Annotated in this window: 13 protein-coding genes; 7 read left to right on the plus strand and 6 right to left on the minus strand. The window is 69.8% G+C overall.

Annotated elements, in window-relative coordinates; all coding sequences use genetic code 11:
* Nucleotides 1-57 precede the first annotated feature (57 nt).
* Nucleotides 58-900, plus strand: a complete 843-nt coding sequence (locus AB0O48_RS16705; RefSeq protein ID WP_365066435.1) for an aminotransferase class IV — start codon at nucleotides 58-60, stop codon at nucleotides 898-900.
* Between the two features lie 14 nt (nucleotides 901-914).
* Here AB0O48_RS16705 and AB0O48_RS16710 read toward each other — a convergent pair whose 3' ends face one another.
* Entirely contained in the window at nucleotides 915-1,208 is a 294-nt protein-coding gene (locus AB0O48_RS16710; RefSeq protein ID WP_365066437.1) for an NIPSNAP family containing protein, read from the minus strand.
* A gap of 341 nt (nucleotides 1,209-1,549) precedes the next feature.
* Here AB0O48_RS16710 and zwf point away from each other — a divergent pair, with 341 nt between their 5' ends.
* The gene (gene zwf / locus AB0O48_RS16715; RefSeq protein WP_357240225.1) at nucleotides 1,550-3,043 is read left to right on the plus strand and encodes a glucose-6-phosphate dehydrogenase; all 1,494 of its coding nucleotides are present in this window, start codon (nucleotides 1,550-1,552) and stop codon (nucleotides 3,041-3,043) included.
* A gap of 118 nt (nucleotides 3,044-3,161) precedes the next feature.
* Here the strand turns inward: zwf and AB0O48_RS16720 are convergent, their stop codons facing one another.
* From AB0O48_RS16720 to AB0O48_RS16735, 4 genes are read right to left on the minus strand one after another with little or no spacing between them, the layout of a single operon-like run.
* The gene (locus tag AB0O48_RS16720) at nucleotides 3,162-4,085 is read right to left on the minus strand and encodes a hypothetical protein (RefSeq protein ID WP_365066441.1); all 924 of its coding nucleotides are present in this window, start codon (nucleotides 4,083-4,085) and stop codon (nucleotides 3,162-3,164) included.
* Nucleotides 4,082-5,179, minus strand: a complete 1,098-nt coding sequence (locus tag AB0O48_RS16725; RefSeq protein WP_365066444.1) for a hypothetical protein — start codon at nucleotides 5,177-5,179, stop codon at nucleotides 4,082-4,084. Before AB0O48_RS16725 ends, AB0O48_RS16720 begins: the two co-directional genes overlap by 4 nt.
* Complete coding sequence (locus AB0O48_RS16730; RefSeq protein ID WP_357570424.1) at nucleotides 5,176-5,622, minus strand: DUF4188 domain-containing protein; 447 nt, start codon at nucleotides 5,620-5,622, stop codon at nucleotides 5,176-5,178. Before AB0O48_RS16730 ends, AB0O48_RS16725 begins: the two co-directional genes overlap by 4 nt.
* Complete coding sequence (locus tag AB0O48_RS16735) at nucleotides 5,619-7,160, minus strand: phenylacetate--CoA ligase family protein (protein ID WP_365066447.1); 1,542 nt, start codon at nucleotides 7,158-7,160, stop codon at nucleotides 5,619-5,621. The genes AB0O48_RS16730 and AB0O48_RS16735 overlap by 4 nt, the downstream gene beginning before the upstream one ends.
* Nucleotides 7,161-7,542: 382 nt before the next feature.
* Here AB0O48_RS16735 and AB0O48_RS16740 point away from each other — a divergent pair, with 382 nt between their 5' ends.
* The 4 genes from AB0O48_RS16740 to AB0O48_RS16755 all read left to right on the plus strand — a co-directional run bounded on the left by AB0O48_RS16740 (nucleotide 7,543) and on the right by AB0O48_RS16755 (nucleotide 12,198).
* Nucleotides 7,543-8,334 (plus strand): SCO2525 family SAM-dependent methyltransferase, encoded by a 792-nt coding sequence (locus tag AB0O48_RS16740; RefSeq protein ID WP_357240239.1) that lies wholly within the window; start codon nucleotides 7,543-7,545, stop codon nucleotides 8,332-8,334.
* A 130-nt stretch (nucleotides 8,335-8,464) separates the two neighbouring features.
* Nucleotides 8,465-10,306, plus strand: coding sequence for an SCO2524 family protein (locus AB0O48_RS16745; protein WP_357240242.1), 1,842 nt, complete (start codon nucleotides 8,465-8,467; stop codon nucleotides 10,304-10,306).
* Nucleotides 10,307-11,236 carry an SCO2523 family variant P-loop protein gene (locus AB0O48_RS16750; protein ID WP_357240244.1) on the plus strand — a complete coding sequence of 310 codons (930 nt, stop codon included), beginning with the start codon at nucleotides 10,307-10,309 and terminating at the stop codon, nucleotides 11,234-11,236. It begins immediately after the preceding gene.
* A 5-nt stretch (nucleotides 11,237-11,241) separates the two neighbouring features.
* On the plus strand, nucleotides 11,242-12,198 hold the full coding sequence (locus AB0O48_RS16755; RefSeq protein WP_357240248.1) for an SCO2522 family protein: 957 nt from the start codon (nucleotides 11,242-11,244) through the stop codon (nucleotides 12,196-12,198).
* Nucleotides 12,199-12,204: 6 nt separating this feature from the next.
* Here AB0O48_RS16755 and AB0O48_RS16760 read toward each other — a convergent pair whose 3' ends face one another.
* Nucleotides 12,205-13,161 (minus strand): SCO2521 family protein, encoded by a 957-nt coding sequence (locus tag AB0O48_RS16760; RefSeq protein ID WP_357240251.1) that lies wholly within the window; start codon nucleotides 13,159-13,161, stop codon nucleotides 12,205-12,207.
* Between the two features lie 292 nt (nucleotides 13,162-13,453).
* Here AB0O48_RS16760 and AB0O48_RS16765 point away from each other — a divergent pair, with 292 nt between their 5' ends.
* Entirely contained in the window at nucleotides 13,454-17,668 is a 4,215-nt protein-coding gene (locus tag AB0O48_RS16765) for a HEAT repeat domain-containing protein (RefSeq protein ID WP_365066454.1), read from the plus strand.
* The last annotated feature ends 69 nt before the right edge of the window (nucleotides 17,669-17,737 follow it).

Below are 17,737 nucleotides of genomic sequence, written 5' to 3' on the forward strand. Positions count from 1 at the left end.
AGGGCATGCCAGGGCGGTATGCACACTCCTGGCAGCGGGGCGAAGGAGTGTGTGGCAATGGATCGGCTTGTGGCAGTTTTCGGCATCGGCCTGGTCGAGCCGGCCACGCCGATCGTCCATGCCGACGACCCGGGGCTGCTGCGTGGCGACGGGGCGTTCGAGGCCTGGCTCCTGGCCGGTGGTGAGCCCGTACTGCTGCCCGCCCACCTGAACCGGTTGTCCCGATCGGCGCTCAGCCTGGCGCTGCCGCTACCGGAGCTGGACGCGCTGCGCGCCTTCGTCCTCGACGTCGCGGCGGCCTGGCCCCGCGATGTCGAGGCGGTCCAACGCCTGGTGTGCACCCGGGGCCGAGCCGGCACCGACCGGCCCACCATCTTCACCACCGTGGAGCCCGTGCCGCCCTGGACGTCGGTCAACCGGAAGCGCGGCCTTCGTCTCGCCACGGGCACCGTCGGGTTCCCGGTCCGCGAACGCGCGACAGCTCCGTGGCTGCTGGGCGGCGTGAAGTCCCTGTCGTACGCGGTGCACACCGCCAGCCAGCGGTGGGCCGCCAGCCGGGGCGCTCAGGAGATGCTCTGGCTCAGTTCCGATGGCTACGCCCTGGAGTGCCCCAGTTTCAACCTGGTCTGGATCCGTTCCTCGACCATATTCACCGTGCCGGGTTGGTCGGGCATCATCGCCGGCACCACGTCGGGCGCGCTCATGGGGCAGGCGGCCGCGCTCGGCCTGGACACCGACGAGGCCCTGGTGACCCCCGACGAGCTCGTGCACACCGACGCCGTGTGGCTGACCGGGTCGCTGAGCGGGATCCTGGCCGCCACCGAAATCGACGGGCGTCCGCTGACGGGATCCCCGCTCCTGGGCGCGGCCAGGCGTTTGATCGGCTATCCCGAGATCTGACGGCCCGCGAGCCGTCACAGCACCGGTTCGACCGTGCGGATCTCCTCGCTCAGCAGGTAGTCGTAGGGGTCCAGGCCCATCGCGACACGCTCCGACGAGCGCCAGTAATCGGCGTTGGCCTCCTCGAACGACTGCGGACCGAAGTGCGACACGAGCCAGATGTGCTGCTGACGCTCGACATCGACCCAGGACCCTGAGATCTCGAAGCCGAAGCGCCGGCGCAGTGGCACGACGAGCGTCCGCCACGCCGCCACCCACTCATCGAGCCGCCCCGGGCGGACGGTGTAGATCCGCAATTGCGTCGTCACGTCCCACCGCCACCCCGGCACACCTCGACACCCGCGAGCCCTGACGATACGCCGTCGCCGACGTCCCAGCTCACAATGGTCCCCGAGCTGCAATTGGCGGCCGTCGGTGAGCCCGTTGACCTCTGCGGGCTGCCTGGCCGCGATCATGGGTACCGCCACCGCGTACGCCGACAGACCGCACCCGAATTCCCCAGCCGTCAGCCCGGCATGCGACGCTCAAGCTCCGTTACCAACGGGCCACGCCGCGTGGCCCCGGACGCTAGCGTCAAAGCCCGCACAATTCCTGGCAGGACAGCGCGACAACGCCACCCACACCCCTTGTGCCCGGAGGATCGCAGACAATGGACCACGCAGCTCAACTCATCCAGGAGCGGAGTGCCCCGCCGGCCACGCTGGTGATCTTCGGTGCCTCCGGTGACCTGACCCGGCGCAAGCTGCTGCCCGCAATCGAGAGCCTGGCTCGGCACGAGCGGCTCCCGGACCAGTTCGCGCTGGTCGGCGTCGCGCGCACGTCGCTGACCGACGAACAGTTCGCCGCGAGCGTCCTCGGCGAACGCACCCTGGCCAGCAAGCGCCAACTCCAGGGCGGCGTACGATACGTGGCCGGCGGCTACGACGACCCGGAGACCTACAAGCGGCTCGTGGAGACCCTCGACGAGCTGGACGCGCAGCGGGGCACGTCCGGCAACCGGCTCTTCTACCTGTCCACCCCGGCCGGGGCCTTCGAGCCGGTGATCAACGGACTGGCCGGTGTCGGGCTCAACCAGCCACGCGAGGGCTCGTTCTCCCGCCTGGTCATCGAGAAGCCGTACGGGCGCGACCTGGTCACGGCCCGCGAACTCGACGGCGTCGTGCACAGCGCGTTCGACGAGCACCAGGTCTTTCGTATCGATCACTACCTGGGCAAGGACACCGTCCAGAACGTGCTGGCGCTGCGCTTCGCGAACTCGATCTTCCAGCCCATCTGGGATCGCTCCTGGGTCGACCACGTGCAGATCACCGTCGCCGAGACCCTCGGCGTCGGCAGCCGCGGCGGCTTCTACGAGGACGCCGGCGCGATGCGGGACATCGTGCAGAACCACGTGCTCCAGGTTCTCGCACTGGCACTGATGGAGCCGCCGGCCTCCTTCGAGGCTGAGGGCCTGCGCAACGAGAAGGTGAAGCTGCTGCAGGCGATCCGGCTCCCCACCGACCGGGACATCGCCGAGGCCGCGGTCCGGGGCCAGTACACCCGGGGCGGCACCCGCGAGGAGCTGATGGCCGGCTACCGCGAGGAGTCCGGCGTCGACCCCCTGTCGCGGACCGAGACGTACGCCGCGATGCGGCTCAACGTGGACAACTGGCGCTGGGCCGGGGTGCCGTTCTACGTCCGCACCGGCAAGCGCCTGCCGGCCCGGCTCACCGAGGTGGCACTGCAGTTCCAGCGGCCGCCGCACCTGCCGATCCCGACCGACCAGCTCACCGGCCTCGATGCTGACGCGCTGATTCTGCGGATCCAGCCGAACGAAGGCATCTCGCTGCGCTTCGGTGCCAAAGTGCCGGGCCACTCCTTCCGGGTCCGCACCGCCACGATGGAATTCTCCTACGACCAGACGTTCGTCGAGGAGTCCCCGGAGGCGTACGAGCGCCTGCTCCTGGACGCGCTGATCGGTGACGCGTCGCTGTTCATCCGCAGCGACGAGGTGCAGCAGTGCTGGCGGATCGTCGACCCGATCATCGACAACTGGGAGAAGGACAAATCGCCGATCCCCACCTACGAGGCCGCCTCCTGGGGCCCGACCGACGCCGACCGGCTCATCGGCCGGCACGGCCGCAAGTGGCGCAACTCCGCGTGACCCGACGGCACCGCAGGGGTCAGCCTGCGCCTCGGCCAACCCCGACCGCATCGCCCGCACCGTACGTGCGGTCAGTTGCGGGACCTGCTGTCACCGTGACCGCTACCCACGACTGGCGCTATTGCGGCTGGGTCGACGGTTGCTCGCCGCGTCGGGCGGACCGGACCGGGGCGGTGCGGGGTCGGCCGACCCGAAAGACCGCGAGCGGAAGGCCGGCGACCCGCTCGGCGAGCCGACCGGCGGTCGCGGGGCAGTCGATGAGCTGGCTGAGCGGATGGACCGCCAGCCCGTGCCGGGCGAGAGTCAGCCACGTCCGCAGCAGGCGTCGGCCGGCGCTGATCCGGTCGTCGTCGGCGGCGGCGAGGAGGACCAGGACGCTGCCGTCGTAGCGCAACAGGCCGCGACCGCTGGCGGCCAGCAGCGCCGGCAGGCCCAGTCGGCGGGTGACCGGGTACGCGCGCAGCGCGGCGGACAGGACGCTCGCCTCGGTCCGGGACAGGTTGAGCGCTCGGTCGGTGAGTCCGTCGAGGTGGTATCGAGGGTGGCGTGGGCTCAGGCGCAGCCAGTCCCGCAGCTCGACCGCGACGGCAGGTGTGCCGAACATCCACCGGTCGGCGACGGCCAGGTCCGCTACGAGATCCCGGGTCGGGACGTGTGCGATCCCCGGTTCGAGGTCGGCGAGGACGGCGTCGTCGACGTACCCGGGTGTGTAGGGGCCGCGGGCGACCCGGCGGGCCTCGATGTCGGCGATCGTGAACGGAGTCGCGTACCGGTGGGCCGCGGGGACCAGTCGTGGACCGGGCGCCACGGTGACGGCGAGGCCGAGTTCGGCGGAGACGATGAGGCAGGTCTCGACGAACGCGCCGATGCCGAGGGTCAGGTCCCGCCCGGTCGGGTCGGAGTCGGGCAGGCGGCAGGCGGGATCGACGTCGATGGTGATCTTGTCGGTGTGGTACTCCGGTCGCCACGGCTGCGTGTTGTGTGCGCTCGGTGCCCGGCGGCAGATCGACTCGGTGGCCCGCAGCTGCTCGACCCAGTTCACACGGTTCCTCGCTCGTAGAAGGTGTACCCGTGCAGTGGCCGCCCACCCGCGCGCCGGTACTGGGCGGCCGAGGCGACGTTCGTCCGCTCGACGAAGGTGCTGCGCAGCGTCCGGTAGCCGTTGCGGGCGAGGTTGCGGTGCAACTCGCGGGACAGCAGCGTCAGGTACCCGTTGCCCTGCTCGTCGGGCACGGTGCCCTTGATGATGAGGACCGCGTCCCGCCGGTACCGGCCGCGGGTGGCGAGGAGCCGGAGCTGATTGCGGACGCCGAGCCGACCGCCGACGCGCATGAGGTATTCGGAGATGTCCGGCACGGTGACGACGAACGCGACGGGTCGGCCGGCCTTCTCCAGCCAGAGCAGCAGCGCCTCGTCGAGCAGGAACGCGAGGCCGTCGGTCTGCTCCGCCAGTTGCTCGGCGGAGATGTCGGTGTAGTAGCCCAACTGCGCGAAGCTCGCGTTGAGCATCCGGCGCAGGATCGGCAGCTGGCGGCGCAGGTGCCACCGGGAGCCGTGCCGGATGACGAGCTGTTCGCTGCCGATCCGCGCGTCATCGAAGGCGAATCCATGGTCGGCGTCGACGGCCAGCGCCGCACCCGTGGCCGTACCGTCGAGGTCGACGAGCCAGGTGTCGGCCTCGAAGCGACGGTGGAAGCCGTGCCGCTCGTACATGTCCGGGTAGTAGGCGGGGTTCCACGCCGAGTCCACGAAGCCACGGTCGGCGAAGCCTGAGGTGATCACCCCGCCGGTCTGGTTGGGCAGCAGGGCCACCGGCCCGAACAGGGGTCGACCGCCGGCTCGGGTCTCCACCGCGTCCATGATGGCGGCGAAGACGGCGTCGTCGTCGACGAACTCGGTGTGCCCGAACAGCTGCCGCGGGCCGACCTTGGCGTCGAAGGGGGCACTGCGGTGCATGCTGGTTCGGCCCACGACCTCGCCGCGTCGGTCGCGGACCACGAACAGCTCGGCGGCGCCGCGGTGGGCCGCGATGACCGATGACACCAGGGGTACGTACCGGTCGGCCGGGTGGAGTCGGAGCGGAAAGTCGACGAATGCCCGCAGGTCGGCCCGCGACTGCACGGGTTCCAACCTCATGGGCGGTGCACCGGCGGGCCGGACGTCTCGCGTGAGAGCGGGGTGAAGGTCGGTATGTGCGCCATGCCGTCGGACTCGGCGCGCCAGATGCCGTTGCTGTAGCCCTCGGGCTCGGCGTTGTAGAGGCGGATGTAGCCGCCTGTCGCGTTCGTCGTGCCGTGATCGGTCACCCAGCACATGAGGTCACGGTGATGGCGGCTGCGGGCGAACGTCAGGAGCGCGTCACGGTCGCTGAAGAAGGCGATGGTGCCGAGTGTGAACGGGAACTGGTAGTAGACGGTGTGCCACCGGTACCCGTCCATTCGTCTCATCTGCCGGACCATCCGGAACCAGGTCCGGGTGAGCGTGAGGATCGAGCGTGGCCCCCGGTAACGGGTGGCGCCGACGAACATGGCTGTCGCCTGGCCCACCGCGGGCGCGGCGGAGAAGTCGGTCGTCCTCATGCCGGCACGCCCTTCACCAGGTAGACGTTCTTGATTGTGGATGCGGCGTCGGCGAACGGGCCGGTGCCGTACTCGTGGACCTCCACCCGCAGGTCCGCCGCGGACGGGTCCTCGGCGAGGGATTCGGCGAAGTCCCGGCTGACCTCGGCGAGGTGGCGCAGCACTCCCGCGCGGCAGGTGTCGGTGAGGGTTCGCCGCTGCACCGGGTCGAGCGTCCGGCCCTCGCGGAGTTGCAGGTTGACGACCGGCCGGCTCTCCAGGTCGGCCTGCTCGGTCAGCGCGAGGCAGAAGCTCTGCAGCAGGTGGGCCTGGGGATTGCCGGCGTAGAGGCCGTACTCGACGTCCTGCGGGTAGATGTTGGCGCCCATGTACGAGATCGTGCTGTCCTTGCGGCCGTACAGGAACAGCAGTGGTAGGCGCATCCGGTCGACCTGCCAGGCACGGTCCGCGGCGGCCCGCGCCGCGGGGTCGGTGATCGCGGCCAGGACATCCGGGTACGAGATCAGCCGGCCCTCGTCGCCGATGTTGTAGCGGACCCGGGGATTGAGCACCGCCGTCGAGTTGATCGTGCAGAGCACCTCGTGGTCCGCTGTGGTCTCCAGGTAGGTCTCCAGCGGGTTGTACTGGAAGACCATCGGCAGCCGGTGCTCGTCGGCGCCGAGCAGGGCGGTCCGCAGTGCGGCGTCGGTACGCAGCTGTCGGCGCACCCAGACGCTGAAGTCGCTCTCCCCGGCCATGCCGATGGTGAGGTCGCTGGCCCCGTAGCCGGAGCGCACCTTGACGAAGCGCTCCTCCAGGTAGTCGCGCAGTGCCTCGGTCATCCCCTCACCGCCGACCAGTCCGCTGATGCGGTAGTCGGCCCAGGGGAACTCATCGGCGTCGAGCTTGTCGCGGAGGTGCTTGAGAAACGGCGGGTAGGCGGTGACGATGTAGTCGAAGCCGGGGCCGAAGTGCGACAGGGTGTCGGCGATCTTCCGCAGGTCGGGTCCCGTGTTCTTGACCATGGCGATCTTCGACATGGCGATGCCGGTGTTGGTGCCGGTGGCCCAGGCGCCCATCGAGTACGCGTTGATGACGAACCGGCGCTTCGACGGGAACACCATCGTCGCGTAGCCGGCCAGGTTCTTGTGCACCGAGCGCAGCTCGCGGCGGCTGCGGATCCAGTTGAACGGCTGCCCGGACGAGCCCGACGACTCGTCGACCACGCTGCCGGCGATCTCGATCTCCCCGTGCCGACAACGCTGCGCCTCCGGGTACGCCTGCACGTACGACCGCTTGTCGGTGGGCGGGTAGGACGACAGATCGAACCAGCGGAACCGCCAGTGGTGGCGGCGAAGGAAATCGCCGTACGCGGGCACGTCGATCGCGGCGAACTGGCAGGTCATCCAGGCGTGCAGCCGGGCGAAGCGGCCCATGTAGGGCCGGTACTGACGTGCCGTGAGCCTCCACACCGCCGGGTGGATCCGGTAGAGGGTGTAGAGCCAGGTCAGGGCGAAGCTTGCGGCCCGCAGGGTCCACCGACGCAGGAATGTCACCACGCGGCAACACTATTGGTCGGTCGAGCCGGCCACCTGAGGGCGGGTACTCAGCTGGCCTGAGTATCGGGCCACGCCAAACAGCTCGGCTATCCCGGCAGTGGTGTCGATGTGCGTCAGCGGATAGCCGTCCCAGTGGTAGCGACCGCGACGCTGTTCGTCGTGACGGATATTGGACACCGGGTCGTACAGGTCTGGGTACGTGCGCCGGATGGGGTGCTGGTCGGCTGCTCGCCATCCGGCCACCGTCCTGTCGTCGTCATTCCCGGCCGATGGTGAAGTTCCTACACTTGTGAGCCAACACCACCTCTGCTACATAATGGGCAGTGCGGTGAGCGCCGCTTCAGCGACCACGGTGATCCGCCAACCCGATGGAGGCCCGTCTATGGCGTTGACCCCGGCGACTGGGGGCGGTTGCGGTGAGTCGACACCACGCTCGCCAATTCAGTCACCGAGGCCGGTCAATTCCGACGTCGAGTGGGACAGCTTCGACCCGCAGGCTTATGTCCGGCACAACTACGCGGATCTGCGGTCCGACGATCGGGAGATCCTCTGCCGCATCCGAGACTTCTTCGCCGAGGCGAAACTCTCCGACGCGCGGTGCGTCGACGTGGGGTCGGGAGCGAATCTGTACCCGGCGCTGTCGCTTCTGCCGTTCGCGAAGGCCGTCGACCTGTGTGAGTGGTCGACGGCGAACGTGGACTGGCTGCGCACCCAGGTCGACAGCTACGACGAGCTCTGGGACCCGTACTGGCGGGTGTGCGCGGAGCACCCGGCGTACGCCGCACTGGCGGACCCGCGCCGGCGCCTGGCGCAGGTGGGCCGGGTGGTGCGGGCCAGCGTCTTCACCCTGCCGAGGCACGCCTGGAGCGCCGGCACGATGTTCTTCGTGGCCTGCTCCATCTCGGCCGACCGGGCCGAGGCCGAGTACGCGATCGGTCGGTTTCTGGACGCACTGCGGCCCGGGTCGCCCTTCGCCGTGACGGTCATGCTCGGGTCGCTCGGCTACAGCGTCGGTCGGCGGATGTTCCCGGCGGTGGCGCTGCAGCGTGCCGACGTGGTGGCCAGCATCGCGGCCGGCGCGTACGACCTGGACGTCCACGAGGTGCGGCCCAAGCCGCCGCTGCGCGACGGGTATCTGAGCATGCTGCTGGCCACCGGCCGTACCCGCGGATAGCGCCGACACGCGTCCGTCGAAGCCTTTCAAGTGGCACTCGACTGGCCCGCTACCATGATGCTGTACGCCATCGTGGGCACGGCAATACCAGCGGTTTCGAGTCGACGACTACAACAGACGGCGGTGGATCATGCGGATGCAGCCGCGCCAGGAGATCCTCGACATCTGGCGGGCTACGGTTCGCAGTTGCTGGGCGAACGGTGAATGGCACTGGGGCAGCCGAAGTGGTAGCAACTCGATCAGCGACGCGGAGCAACTGCTGACCCTGTTGCTACCCGCGGCCAAGGTCCCGGTGTTGTCACTGGACGACCCGGACCGTGCCGACGAAGAGGTGATCGACGCGCTCAGCCCGCTCGGCGGCGCGATCGAGATTCCCCGCCGCCTGCTCAGCGTGATGATCGACTATTTCCGGCGGTACACCGACGACGCCGGCACTCCGATTTTCGCCGGGGGCAGTTACCTCACCCCGCTGGAGGGCGGCCCGGAGCTCACCGACGAGCAGCGTTCCCTGGACATCGTCGACTCGTTCGCGGTGTCGGTCACCCTCACGCTGGCGACGATCGGTTTCGTCAAGGTCTACCGCGGCTCCACCCAGCGGCGCGACCTGTTGGCGCAACTGGACGAACTGGACACGATGGCGAGCGTGCGCCTCACGGCGGCGATGGTCGGCCTGCTCCGCAGCTTCAGCACCTTCGTCTTCACCTCCACCGACGAGTACGGCATTCGTCTGTGCGACATGGTCAACCAGGACGAGCTGCCGCGCCGCGAGCTGGTGGCGGCCCTGCGCGAGCAGTTGCGGGACACCATGGCGAGTCTGCGTAGCGTCATCATCGGGTCGGGTCGGGTGACCGAGGACCTGGACAACAGCGAGATGCTGTTCGAGTGCGGCTGGTCGTGGGGGCTCATCTCCGGGGCCGAGGAGGTGCCGACCACCGAGCCGATCGGCCGGCAGCGTGCGGGCACGGCGGAGAACGCGCCCTACCTCTACTTCACGGTCATCGCGATGGACGCCATCGAGGACCTGAACTCCGAACGCACCCGGCTGCTCGGGTTGCTCAACGAGGAGCAGCAGCGGCTGTCCCGAGCGCTGCAACTGCGTTGGGAGCTCACCCGGACGTACTGGGCGACGGTGGCGACCTTCGGCAACCGACGGCGGTGGCCCATCGAGGACATCCCCTGGCGGACGACCGACGGTGACCGGACCGACTACTACACCCTCCAGGCCACGTCGCTGGCGGTGAAGGGCCTGATCGCCGTCGGGCGCGGCGGTGACGAGGAGCTCGGGCGGATCGCCTCGGTGCTGGTGGAACTGGCGCAGCGGGCGCGGATCACCCGGCGGGCGTCGCCCGGCGAACCGGCGCTGTTCGTGCACGCGCCGGGCAAGCGGGTGACCCTGAACGACGACACGTCAAAGCCGATCATGACGTGGAACGTGAACGAGTTCTCCACGGTGCTGCTCCAGCGGGCGGCCACCGTCGCCGGTCTGCTGAGCAACGCCCGCCGGCGCAGTGAACTGCTCGAGCTGGCCGACGAGGTCTGGGACCACCTGCTGCTGCGACGCATCCCGGACGGCCGGCACCAGGGGCTGTGGGACCACGCCGGTGGTGCTTTTCCCGGCCTGGCGCCGAAGCCGGACGCACCCTCCTGGTATCTGACCGAGCGGGTGGTGCAGGCGCTGGTCACCTCCGGTCAGCTGCTGTGGGAGCGGCCGTTCCCCCGAGCCGGCCGGCTGGCCGGCTACGCGCAGGACCTCATCGACGAGGCCGAATACCTGTTCGACCGGGAGTTGATGCGCGGCACCTTCGACGGTGAGGCGATGCAACGCAGCATGCGCAGCATCCGAGCCAGCCTGGGCCGGGCGCAGCTGCTCGTCGACGAGCGCCCCGGCACGGCGGCCGCTCTGGTGAACACTCTCCTGTTGCTGCTCAACGACGTCGCCACCGGGCAGCAGAAGGCCAGCGAGGGGATCTGAATGCTGGTCTTCGTCACGTCACACAAGGGCGGCACCGGGCGGTCGGTGACCGCGGCGAACATCGCCTACCGCAGCGCGTTGTCCGGTCGCCCCACCTGCTACCTGGATTACGACTTCGGCTCGCCGACCGCCGGCATCACGTTCCAGATTCCGCAGGCCGTCAATGGCGTGGAGGGCGCCGGGCCCAACGGTGGCGGCCTGCACCGGTATCTGCGCGGGGAGATCCCGTCGCCGGAGCAGTTGGACGTGTGGGGCACCTCCGAACGTGCCAGCCTGCGGCAGCGGCCCATCGGGTCCGGTCCGCTGGTGCTCCTGCCGGGGCAACGCAACGGCAGCGAGTTCGGTTTCACCAACGACATCGCCAAGCGCTGCGCCGAGCTCTTCCTCCGCCTGGAGGAGGAGTTCGACCTGACCCTGGTGGACCTCAGCGCCGGCCGGTCGTACGCCAGTCAGATCGCGCTGGCCGCCACCGCGACCTCGACCCTGCGCAAGGTCGCCGTGCGCTGGTTGGTCTTCCACAGGTGGACTCCCCAGCACGTCACCGCAGCGGCGGACCTGGCCTTCGAGGCGGGTGGGATCGTGGCCATGGGCAAGGAGTACGGCCACGAGCCGGAAAAGCTACGGGAGTCGCTGCGCTTCATCCGTACGGCGGTGATCGACTCACGGGGCCCGGAGGTCGGCCACCTCGGCCTCGCCCAGCAGGCCTTCCTGCGCAAGTGTGACGTGGAGCTGTCGGAGCTGGCCCGACGACGGGGTGTCGGGCGTACGACGCTGCTCGGCATGGTGCCGCTGGATCCTCTGCTGCAGTGGCGGGAGCAGCTGATCTCCGATCACGACGTGCAAGCCAAGATTGCCAACGTCAAGACGGTGGACGCCTTCGTTGACCTGACCGAGAAGCTTTTCGACGAGACGGCATGGGACACGGCGTGATCGGCATGGATGTCAGGTTCCAGGAGGCAGCTGCGGTGCGACGTACAGAGAGCGTGGCGTACTCGCATCTGTCCGTGGAGCTGGGGCACTTCTACGCGGAGGACTTCGGCGACGGGTGTGCGGAGCTCAGGCGCAAGTTCGAGCGGATCGCGGACTGGTCGGCCGCGATCCCGGCTCTGGCCCGACGAGGGCTGCCCGCACACCGGGAGCCGCGGATCAGCACCTGCTTCATGTTGGACGACTACTTCCACCGCTTCGGCACCCCCCGCGAGGTGATCCCGCAGGTGCAGAGCGCCGCGGCGGAGAACGGCCTGATCCTGGACTACGTGGCCCGGGAGTCCAGCTTCGCCCGACACGACGGTGCCGAGCTGGCTCGGTTGGTGGTCGACACACTGGTGGTTGAACCACCTCGGCACACCACCGGGAGTCGTCCGCCGCTGATCGAGTCGGGCTGGCTGTCCAACGGTAAGCGGTCCCCCGGGCACGTCGACGCGCCGGCGATGACCCTGCCACGTCCGTGGTCTCCGCCGTTGCAGTCCGGCGATCCCCGGCACTCCATCTTCGTCGACATCGAGCTCTGGTCCGACGAGTCGGACGCCCGGGTGTGGGCCTGCGCTCTGCTCGCCTCGGTCTGGCAGATGACCCGACTCGGCGTGCTCCGGCACCAGGGCGAGACGATGACGCAGCCGTGCCGGCTCACCGGCGAGCTGCCGACGGACTGGGACGAACTGCCGGCGATCGTCCAGCTGAACCCGGCGGCCGCGCCGTTCTGCGCGTATCGCACGCTGACCCTGATGGGCACCCAGTACCTGCCGGTGGAGCTGGCCGTACGGACCATCCTCGGCCAGGTGGCGGTGCCGCCGGCGGTCGCGCAGCAGGTCGCCAAACGGGCCGGCGGCGAGGGCCTGCACCTGCCCAGCGAGCTGGTCGACCGGTTGAGCTACGTGTTCATCGGCGACTGAGCGCGCTCAACGCCCGCACGGCTCGTCGACGGTCACCCGGCCGGCCAGGTCGCGCAGCAGCGCCATGTTGCTCACGCTGATCTGATCCCGGATCCAGTTGACCGACGAGTTCCACTGACGGCTGAACCCGGGTACCTGCTCCAACTGGTCCCAGATCGGCCGCAGCCGCGGGTGCACCCGCGCGCCGGGCAGCCACAGGTGCAACAGGTGCTCCAGCACCGGCCGCAGCCGCTCGACGTGCTCCTGCCCGGAGGCCGATCGGGTGACCGCGGACTCCACCAGCGAGGACAGCATGGTCAGCAGCCAGTCGTGCAACGCGAGATCTTCGCAGAGCCCCGCCACGGCGGCCGGCACGTCCTGCGGGTCGAGCACGAGTTCGACCGTCCGCAGGGTGGGCGAGTCCACGGTGACCACCGCCGAGACGTCCCGGTTCGGACGCTCGTCGGCCTGCGCGGTCCAGCGCAGCCGGGTGCGGGCGGTGCGCAGGGGCGGGCGACGATCCAGCAGTTCGGACATCTGCACACCGTCGAGCACCCGGCCGGTGATCGCCTCCAGGTTCAGCACGTCGGCGTTGTTGCCCTGCAGGAAGCCCGCGCTCAGGTCGGCGACGTCCAGCTTGCCGACCGTCTCCAGGACGCCGGGGTTGGCCAGATAGTGCGACCACGGCTGGCGGCGCTCGCCGGCGACGACGTGGATGACCGAGGAGGCCTGCACGATCCGGCCGCCGGTGATGACGGCCCGGGTGACGACGGCTCCCACCCCCCGCAACTGGCGCTTCCTGGCACTCGGGAGCCAGCAGTCGACACCGGTGCGGACATCGGGTGACACCGCGTACAGCGATGGCCGCCGGGAGGTCAGCACGGCCTCGCCCTCGATCAGGCTGAGCACCTCGGCGCTCTGCTCCTGGGCCAACGCCGTGCTGTGCTGCAGAAGGCTGGTGTGCACCTCACCGACCGTGAGCATGGCTTCCTCCGCAACGCTGCCACCGACCCGCGCTCATCCCGCGGTATGCGGCTCATGCTGATTGACGTACACCCTCGCGACCGGCACGGACACGGATCCGCACCGGACAACCGAAACACGATTACGAGATTCGACCGCCCGGATCCGTATCTGTTGATGGCCATCATAGGCCTGGGGTCGGCGGGAATCCCATGTACGGCCGGCGTTCGGAGTGTTCGCGGTCGGACGGACGTGACAGCGGCTGATATTTTCAATGGTGCGGTCGCCAGCCACCCCCTGGAGTTTGCCGTTCATGAAGGTCTACATTTCGGCCACCCAAAAGGACCTGCTGGAATACCGCGCTGCCGTGCACGCCGTGGCTCGCCGTCTGGAGATCGACGACGTGGCCATGGAGGCGTACGGCGCCGACATCCGGCCGCCGCTGGAACGCTGCCTCTCCGACGTGCGCCGGTGCGACCTCTACGTCGGGCTGTTCGCCTGGCGGTACGGGTTCCGGCCGCCCGGCCAGGAGTCCTCGATCACCGAGTTGGAATACCGGGAGGCGCTCGCGGCGGGAAAGCCCTGCCTGGTGTTCCTGCTCGCGGAGGACACGCCCTGGCCGGTCGACATGATCGACCGGGATGCCGACTGGCAGCAGATCGTCGCGTTGCGCCGTGAGCTCAAGGAGCGCCACCTCTGCGCCTTCTTCTCCGGCGTGGACGACCTCACCGCCAAGGTGACCGCGGCACTGGCCGACGTACGCAGTGGCAGGTCCCCGGCGCGCGAACCCGCCGACCCGGACACCCACCTGCCGACGGCCGTCCGCAACCAGTACTACAAGCAGTTGTCGCTGAGATACCAGGCCGTCTCGGTGGACGCGGTCTCACCGCGTCCCACCATCGGCTACCTCACCGTCGGGCTGCCCAAGGTGTTCGTGGAGCCGCGCGTCCACGAGGACGCGCGACCGGAGATGCCGCTGGCGTGGTGGCGTTGGGCCGGTTCCACACCGGGCGACGACGTCGGCGGGCTGCCCGGGGTGGTCAACCCGGCGGAGGTGGAACGGCTCTGGGAGGAGTACGCCGCCAAGGACGAGCTGTCGTTGTTCGACGTGGTGTCCGACCCGGGCCGGCGCACGATCATGCTGCTCGGCGACCCCGGCTCGGGCAAGTCCGCGGCCGCGCGGTACCTGGCGCTGACGCTGGCCGGGGTCTGCGTCGAGCCTCGACTGAGCGCGCTGGACCGGTACCTCCCCGTCCTGATCGAGCTGCGCTCCTACGCCACCCATCACGGGGACGGCCGGTGCGACGGTTTGCTCGACTACGTCGGCCACCGCCACCAGCAGGGGCTGGCCGGTATCGACCAGGACGTGCTGGAGGCGTACCTGCGCCAGGGCGGCCAGGCGCTGTTCCTGTTCGACGGCCTGGACGAGGTGTTCGACCCGGCGCAGCGCGAAGAGGTGGCCGCGCAGATCGCCACGTTCGCCAATGAATACCCGGGCGTGCTGACCGTGGTCACCTCGCGGGTGGCCGGCTACCAGAGGCACACCCTTGCCAACGCGGGCTTCGACCACTTCACCCTGGAGGATCTCGACGACGAGCAGATCGCGAGGTTTCTCGGCAACTGGTACCGCTACGTGATGCCCACGCCGGCCGCGGAGGCAGAACGGCAGCGGCGGCAGATCCTCGACGTGGTCGGCAGTTCCCGGGCGATGCGCGAGATCGCCGGCAACCCCCTGCTGCTGATGCTCATGGCGATCGTCGGCCGGGGTCACCCGCTGCCGCGCAACCGACGCCGGCTCTACGCCCACGTGACCGACGTACTGATCTCCGAGTGGGATGTGACCAAGCAACTGCGCGAGAGCCACGGCGACGTGCCGTCGCTGGACCTGCAGGCGAAGCGTCGGCTGCTGCGTCACCTGGCGTACTGGATGCAGGTCCGCGAGTCCGGCCCCGCCGGTAACTACATTGAATCCGACGAACTGGCTCGCATCTTCCGGGATCACCTCGTCGCGTTCTACGGTTTCGAGAATGAGCGCGCGCTCGCCATGGCTTACTCGATGATCGACAAATTGCGGCAGCGAAGTTTCATCCTGGAACGGTACGGACTGCGACTGTTCGGGTTCGTGCACCGCGCGTTCCTGGAGTTCTTCTGTGCCGAAGAGATCGTGGACAGGTGCGAACACGACAAGGCCAACTGGGGCCTCGATCGTCTGCGTTCGCTGTTTCGCGACCACTGGGCCGATCCGTCGTGGCGGGAGGTGCTTCGACTGGTCGCCAGCGCCCTGCCCGCCCAGATCGCCAACGAGCTGGTCACCCTGCTCGCCACCGAGGCCACCCAACCGTGGCCGCCGCTGAACCTGACCGGGCCGCCGTGGAACCTGGTGCTGGCGGCACAGTGCGTGGCCGAGGCGCCGCAGCCCGCCGAACTGGCCGGCGCGGGCGACGCCGTGCTGCGCCAGGTCGTACGTCTCATCGAGCACGGCATCTCCGCCGACGACCCGAACCTGGTGGATCTCACCGAGCAGGAGCTGCTGTCCTCGATCCGGGCGCTCGGCCCGAGTTGGCCCGGCCGGGAGATCTTCCTGCACTGGTACCGCCGCCGTGGGGTGCGGACCAGTTGGCGATCCGGCTCTGCCTTCGCCACCCGGATCGCGGCGGTGCTGTCCACCGCCGAGGAGCAGATCGAGGACCTGCTCGTCCGGGAGCTGGGCCAGGGTCGCGAGCGGCAGGCCCACCTCACCCTGGTCGCCGGGCTGGCCGAGGCCGCCGGCCGCCTCGAGGCCACCGGCGGCAGCAGTCGCCGATGCCGGGACATGCTGCTCGCCCAGGCGCAGGCCGAGGTATCCACCGCGGTGCGGCAGGCCGCCGTACGCGCACTGGTCGCCCACTTCGGCGCCGACCTCGACCTCGTGGACGTGCTGCGCGACCTCGCCCACTCCCCCGATCTCGCGGTGCGGGCGCTGGCCGTGCAGTCCCTCGGCACCCGGTCCGACCTCTCCGACGACGTCCGCCAGGTGTTGGCCAGGGCCACCGGGGACAGTGCCGCCGCGGTGCGGCGAGCCGCCGCCGGAGTGCTCACCGCGCGGTGCGCCGACCTGCCGGACGCACCCGAGACGATGCAGCTGCTGCTGGCCACCGACACCGACCCCGGTGTGGTGCAGTGCGTGCTGAAGGGTCTGCTGGTTCTGCCGGAGTACGCCGAGACCGCACGAAGCACGGCGTTGCAGCGGGTCACCGGCGACGCCCCGGACGAGGTCCGACGCTGCGTTCTGATCGAGCTGCTGCCCGAGCGACCCAGCCCGGAGAGCACCGAGCTGCTGCTGAAGCTGGCCTGCTCGGACCCGTCCGCAAGGGTCCGCGCGGTCGCCGTACAGCGGTTGGCGCTCGTCCCCGACCCGGAGGGGCGCTGCCGTGCCCGGCTGATCGATCAGATCGAGCAGGACGAGGAGTCCTCCGTGCGGGCCGCCGCGGTCACCGCTCTGATCGACCGGGACCGCGCCGACGACACCGGGTGGACCGTGGTGGCCCGCTCGGCTCACGTCGACGAGGACGCGACCGTACGCCTCGCGGCGGTGCGCGCGCTGGCCGAGGCCTACCCCGACCACCGCACCGGGGAACTGCTGCTGGAGAGCGCTCGACGCGATCCGACCGCGAGCGTCCGGCTCGCCGCGGTCGACCTGCTCACCGGGCGACCGCTGTTCGGCCACGCGACCCGAGATCTGCTCATCGGCCGCGCCTCCCAGGAGCGGGACCCGATCGTCCGGCTGCGGGTCACCCGCAGCCTGGCCCGTCTCGCCGACCCACCCGACCTTGAGGTGCGGGAGTGCCTTGCCGACCAGGTCAGTCGGGACCCCGACCCGAACGTGCTGTGTGCCGCCGCCCAGGCGCTCGCCCGCCACGGCGATGCCCCGGGCCTGCTGGAGACACTGTGCCGGCGGGCCCGCCGAGACAGCTACGTCGGCATCCGGTTGGCCGCCGTGCAGACCCTCTGCGCGTACGGGAGCCCGGAACTGGTGACCGACGTGCTGCTGGAACGCGTCGAGTCCGACACCGACCCGACCGTGTTCGACGCGGCCGTGCGCTGTCTGACCAAGCAGGGCTCGGCGTCCATGGCGGTGACGCTGCGGCTCATGCGCCGCCTGTCGGACCAGGACCCGGCGATCCGCGCCCGCATCGCCGCCGCGCTCGGCGAGCACTTCGGCGCCGACCCGGAGGTTCAGGTGCTGCTGGTCGGGCTGGTTCGCGACGATCCGGCCCTGGAGGTCCGCCGCCGGGCCGTCGAGCAGCTGGGCGCCACCCTGGCCGGCCGCACGGGGGTACGGGACCTGCTGCTGCGGCTGGCCGACGACGATGACTGGGAGATCCGCCGGACCGCGCTGCTCGCGTTGACCCGTCACTACGACCGGGACACCCGGACCCGGGAGGTGCTCGTGCGGCTCGCGCACCAGGAGGACGACGGCGCGGTGCGGCGGCTGGCCGGACAACTGCTGGCCACGCTGCCCGACACCCGACCCGACGACTTTCCGTGATCGACCCGGAGCCGTAGGTGCACACGCGTGCGCGTCAAGCGACGATCCGATCGACCTCGTCAAATACCA

Source organism: Micromonospora sp. NPDC085948, assembly GCF_040686315.1.
Classification (GTDB): Bacteria; Actinomycetota; Actinomycetes; order Mycobacteriales; family Micromonosporaceae; genus Micromonospora.

Bases quoted from the DNA above. Each gene is read 5' to 3' on its own strand.
- AB0O48_RS16760 (WP_357240251.1), bottom strand. From the start codon at position 13,161: ATGCTCACGGTCGGTGAGGTGCACACCAGCCTTCTGCAGCACAGCACG.
- AB0O48_RS16750 (WP_357240244.1), top strand. From the start codon at position 10,307: ATGCTGGTCTTCGTCACGTCACACAAGGGCGGCACCGGGCGGTCGGTG.
- zwf (WP_357240225.1), top strand. From the start codon at position 1,550: ATGGACCACGCAGCTCAACTCATCCAGGAGCGGAGTGCCCCGCCGGCC.
- AB0O48_RS16705 (WP_365066435.1), top strand. From the start codon at position 58: ATGGATCGGCTTGTGGCAGTTTTCGGCATCGGCCTGGTCGAGCCGGCC.
- AB0O48_RS16755 (WP_357240248.1), top strand. From the start codon at position 11,242: ATGGATGTCAGGTTCCAGGAGGCAGCTGCGGTGCGACGTACAGAGAGC.
- AB0O48_RS16730 (WP_357570424.1), bottom strand. From the start codon at position 5,622: ATGAGGACGACCGACTTCTCCGCCGCGCCCGCGGTGGGCCAGGCGACA.
- AB0O48_RS16745 (WP_357240242.1), top strand. From the start codon at position 8,465: ATGCGGATGCAGCCGCGCCAGGAGATCCTCGACATCTGGCGGGCTACG.
- AB0O48_RS16740 (WP_357240239.1), top strand. From the start codon at position 7,543: ATGGCGTTGACCCCGGCGACTGGGGGCGGTTGCGGTGAGTCGACACCA.
- AB0O48_RS16725 (WP_365066444.1), bottom strand. From the start codon at position 5,179: ATGAGGTTGGAACCCGTGCAGTCGCGGGCCGACCTGCGGGCATTCGTC.
- AB0O48_RS16765 (WP_365066454.1), top strand. From the start codon at position 13,454: ATGAAGGTCTACATTTCGGCCACCCAAAAGGACCTGCTGGAATACCGC.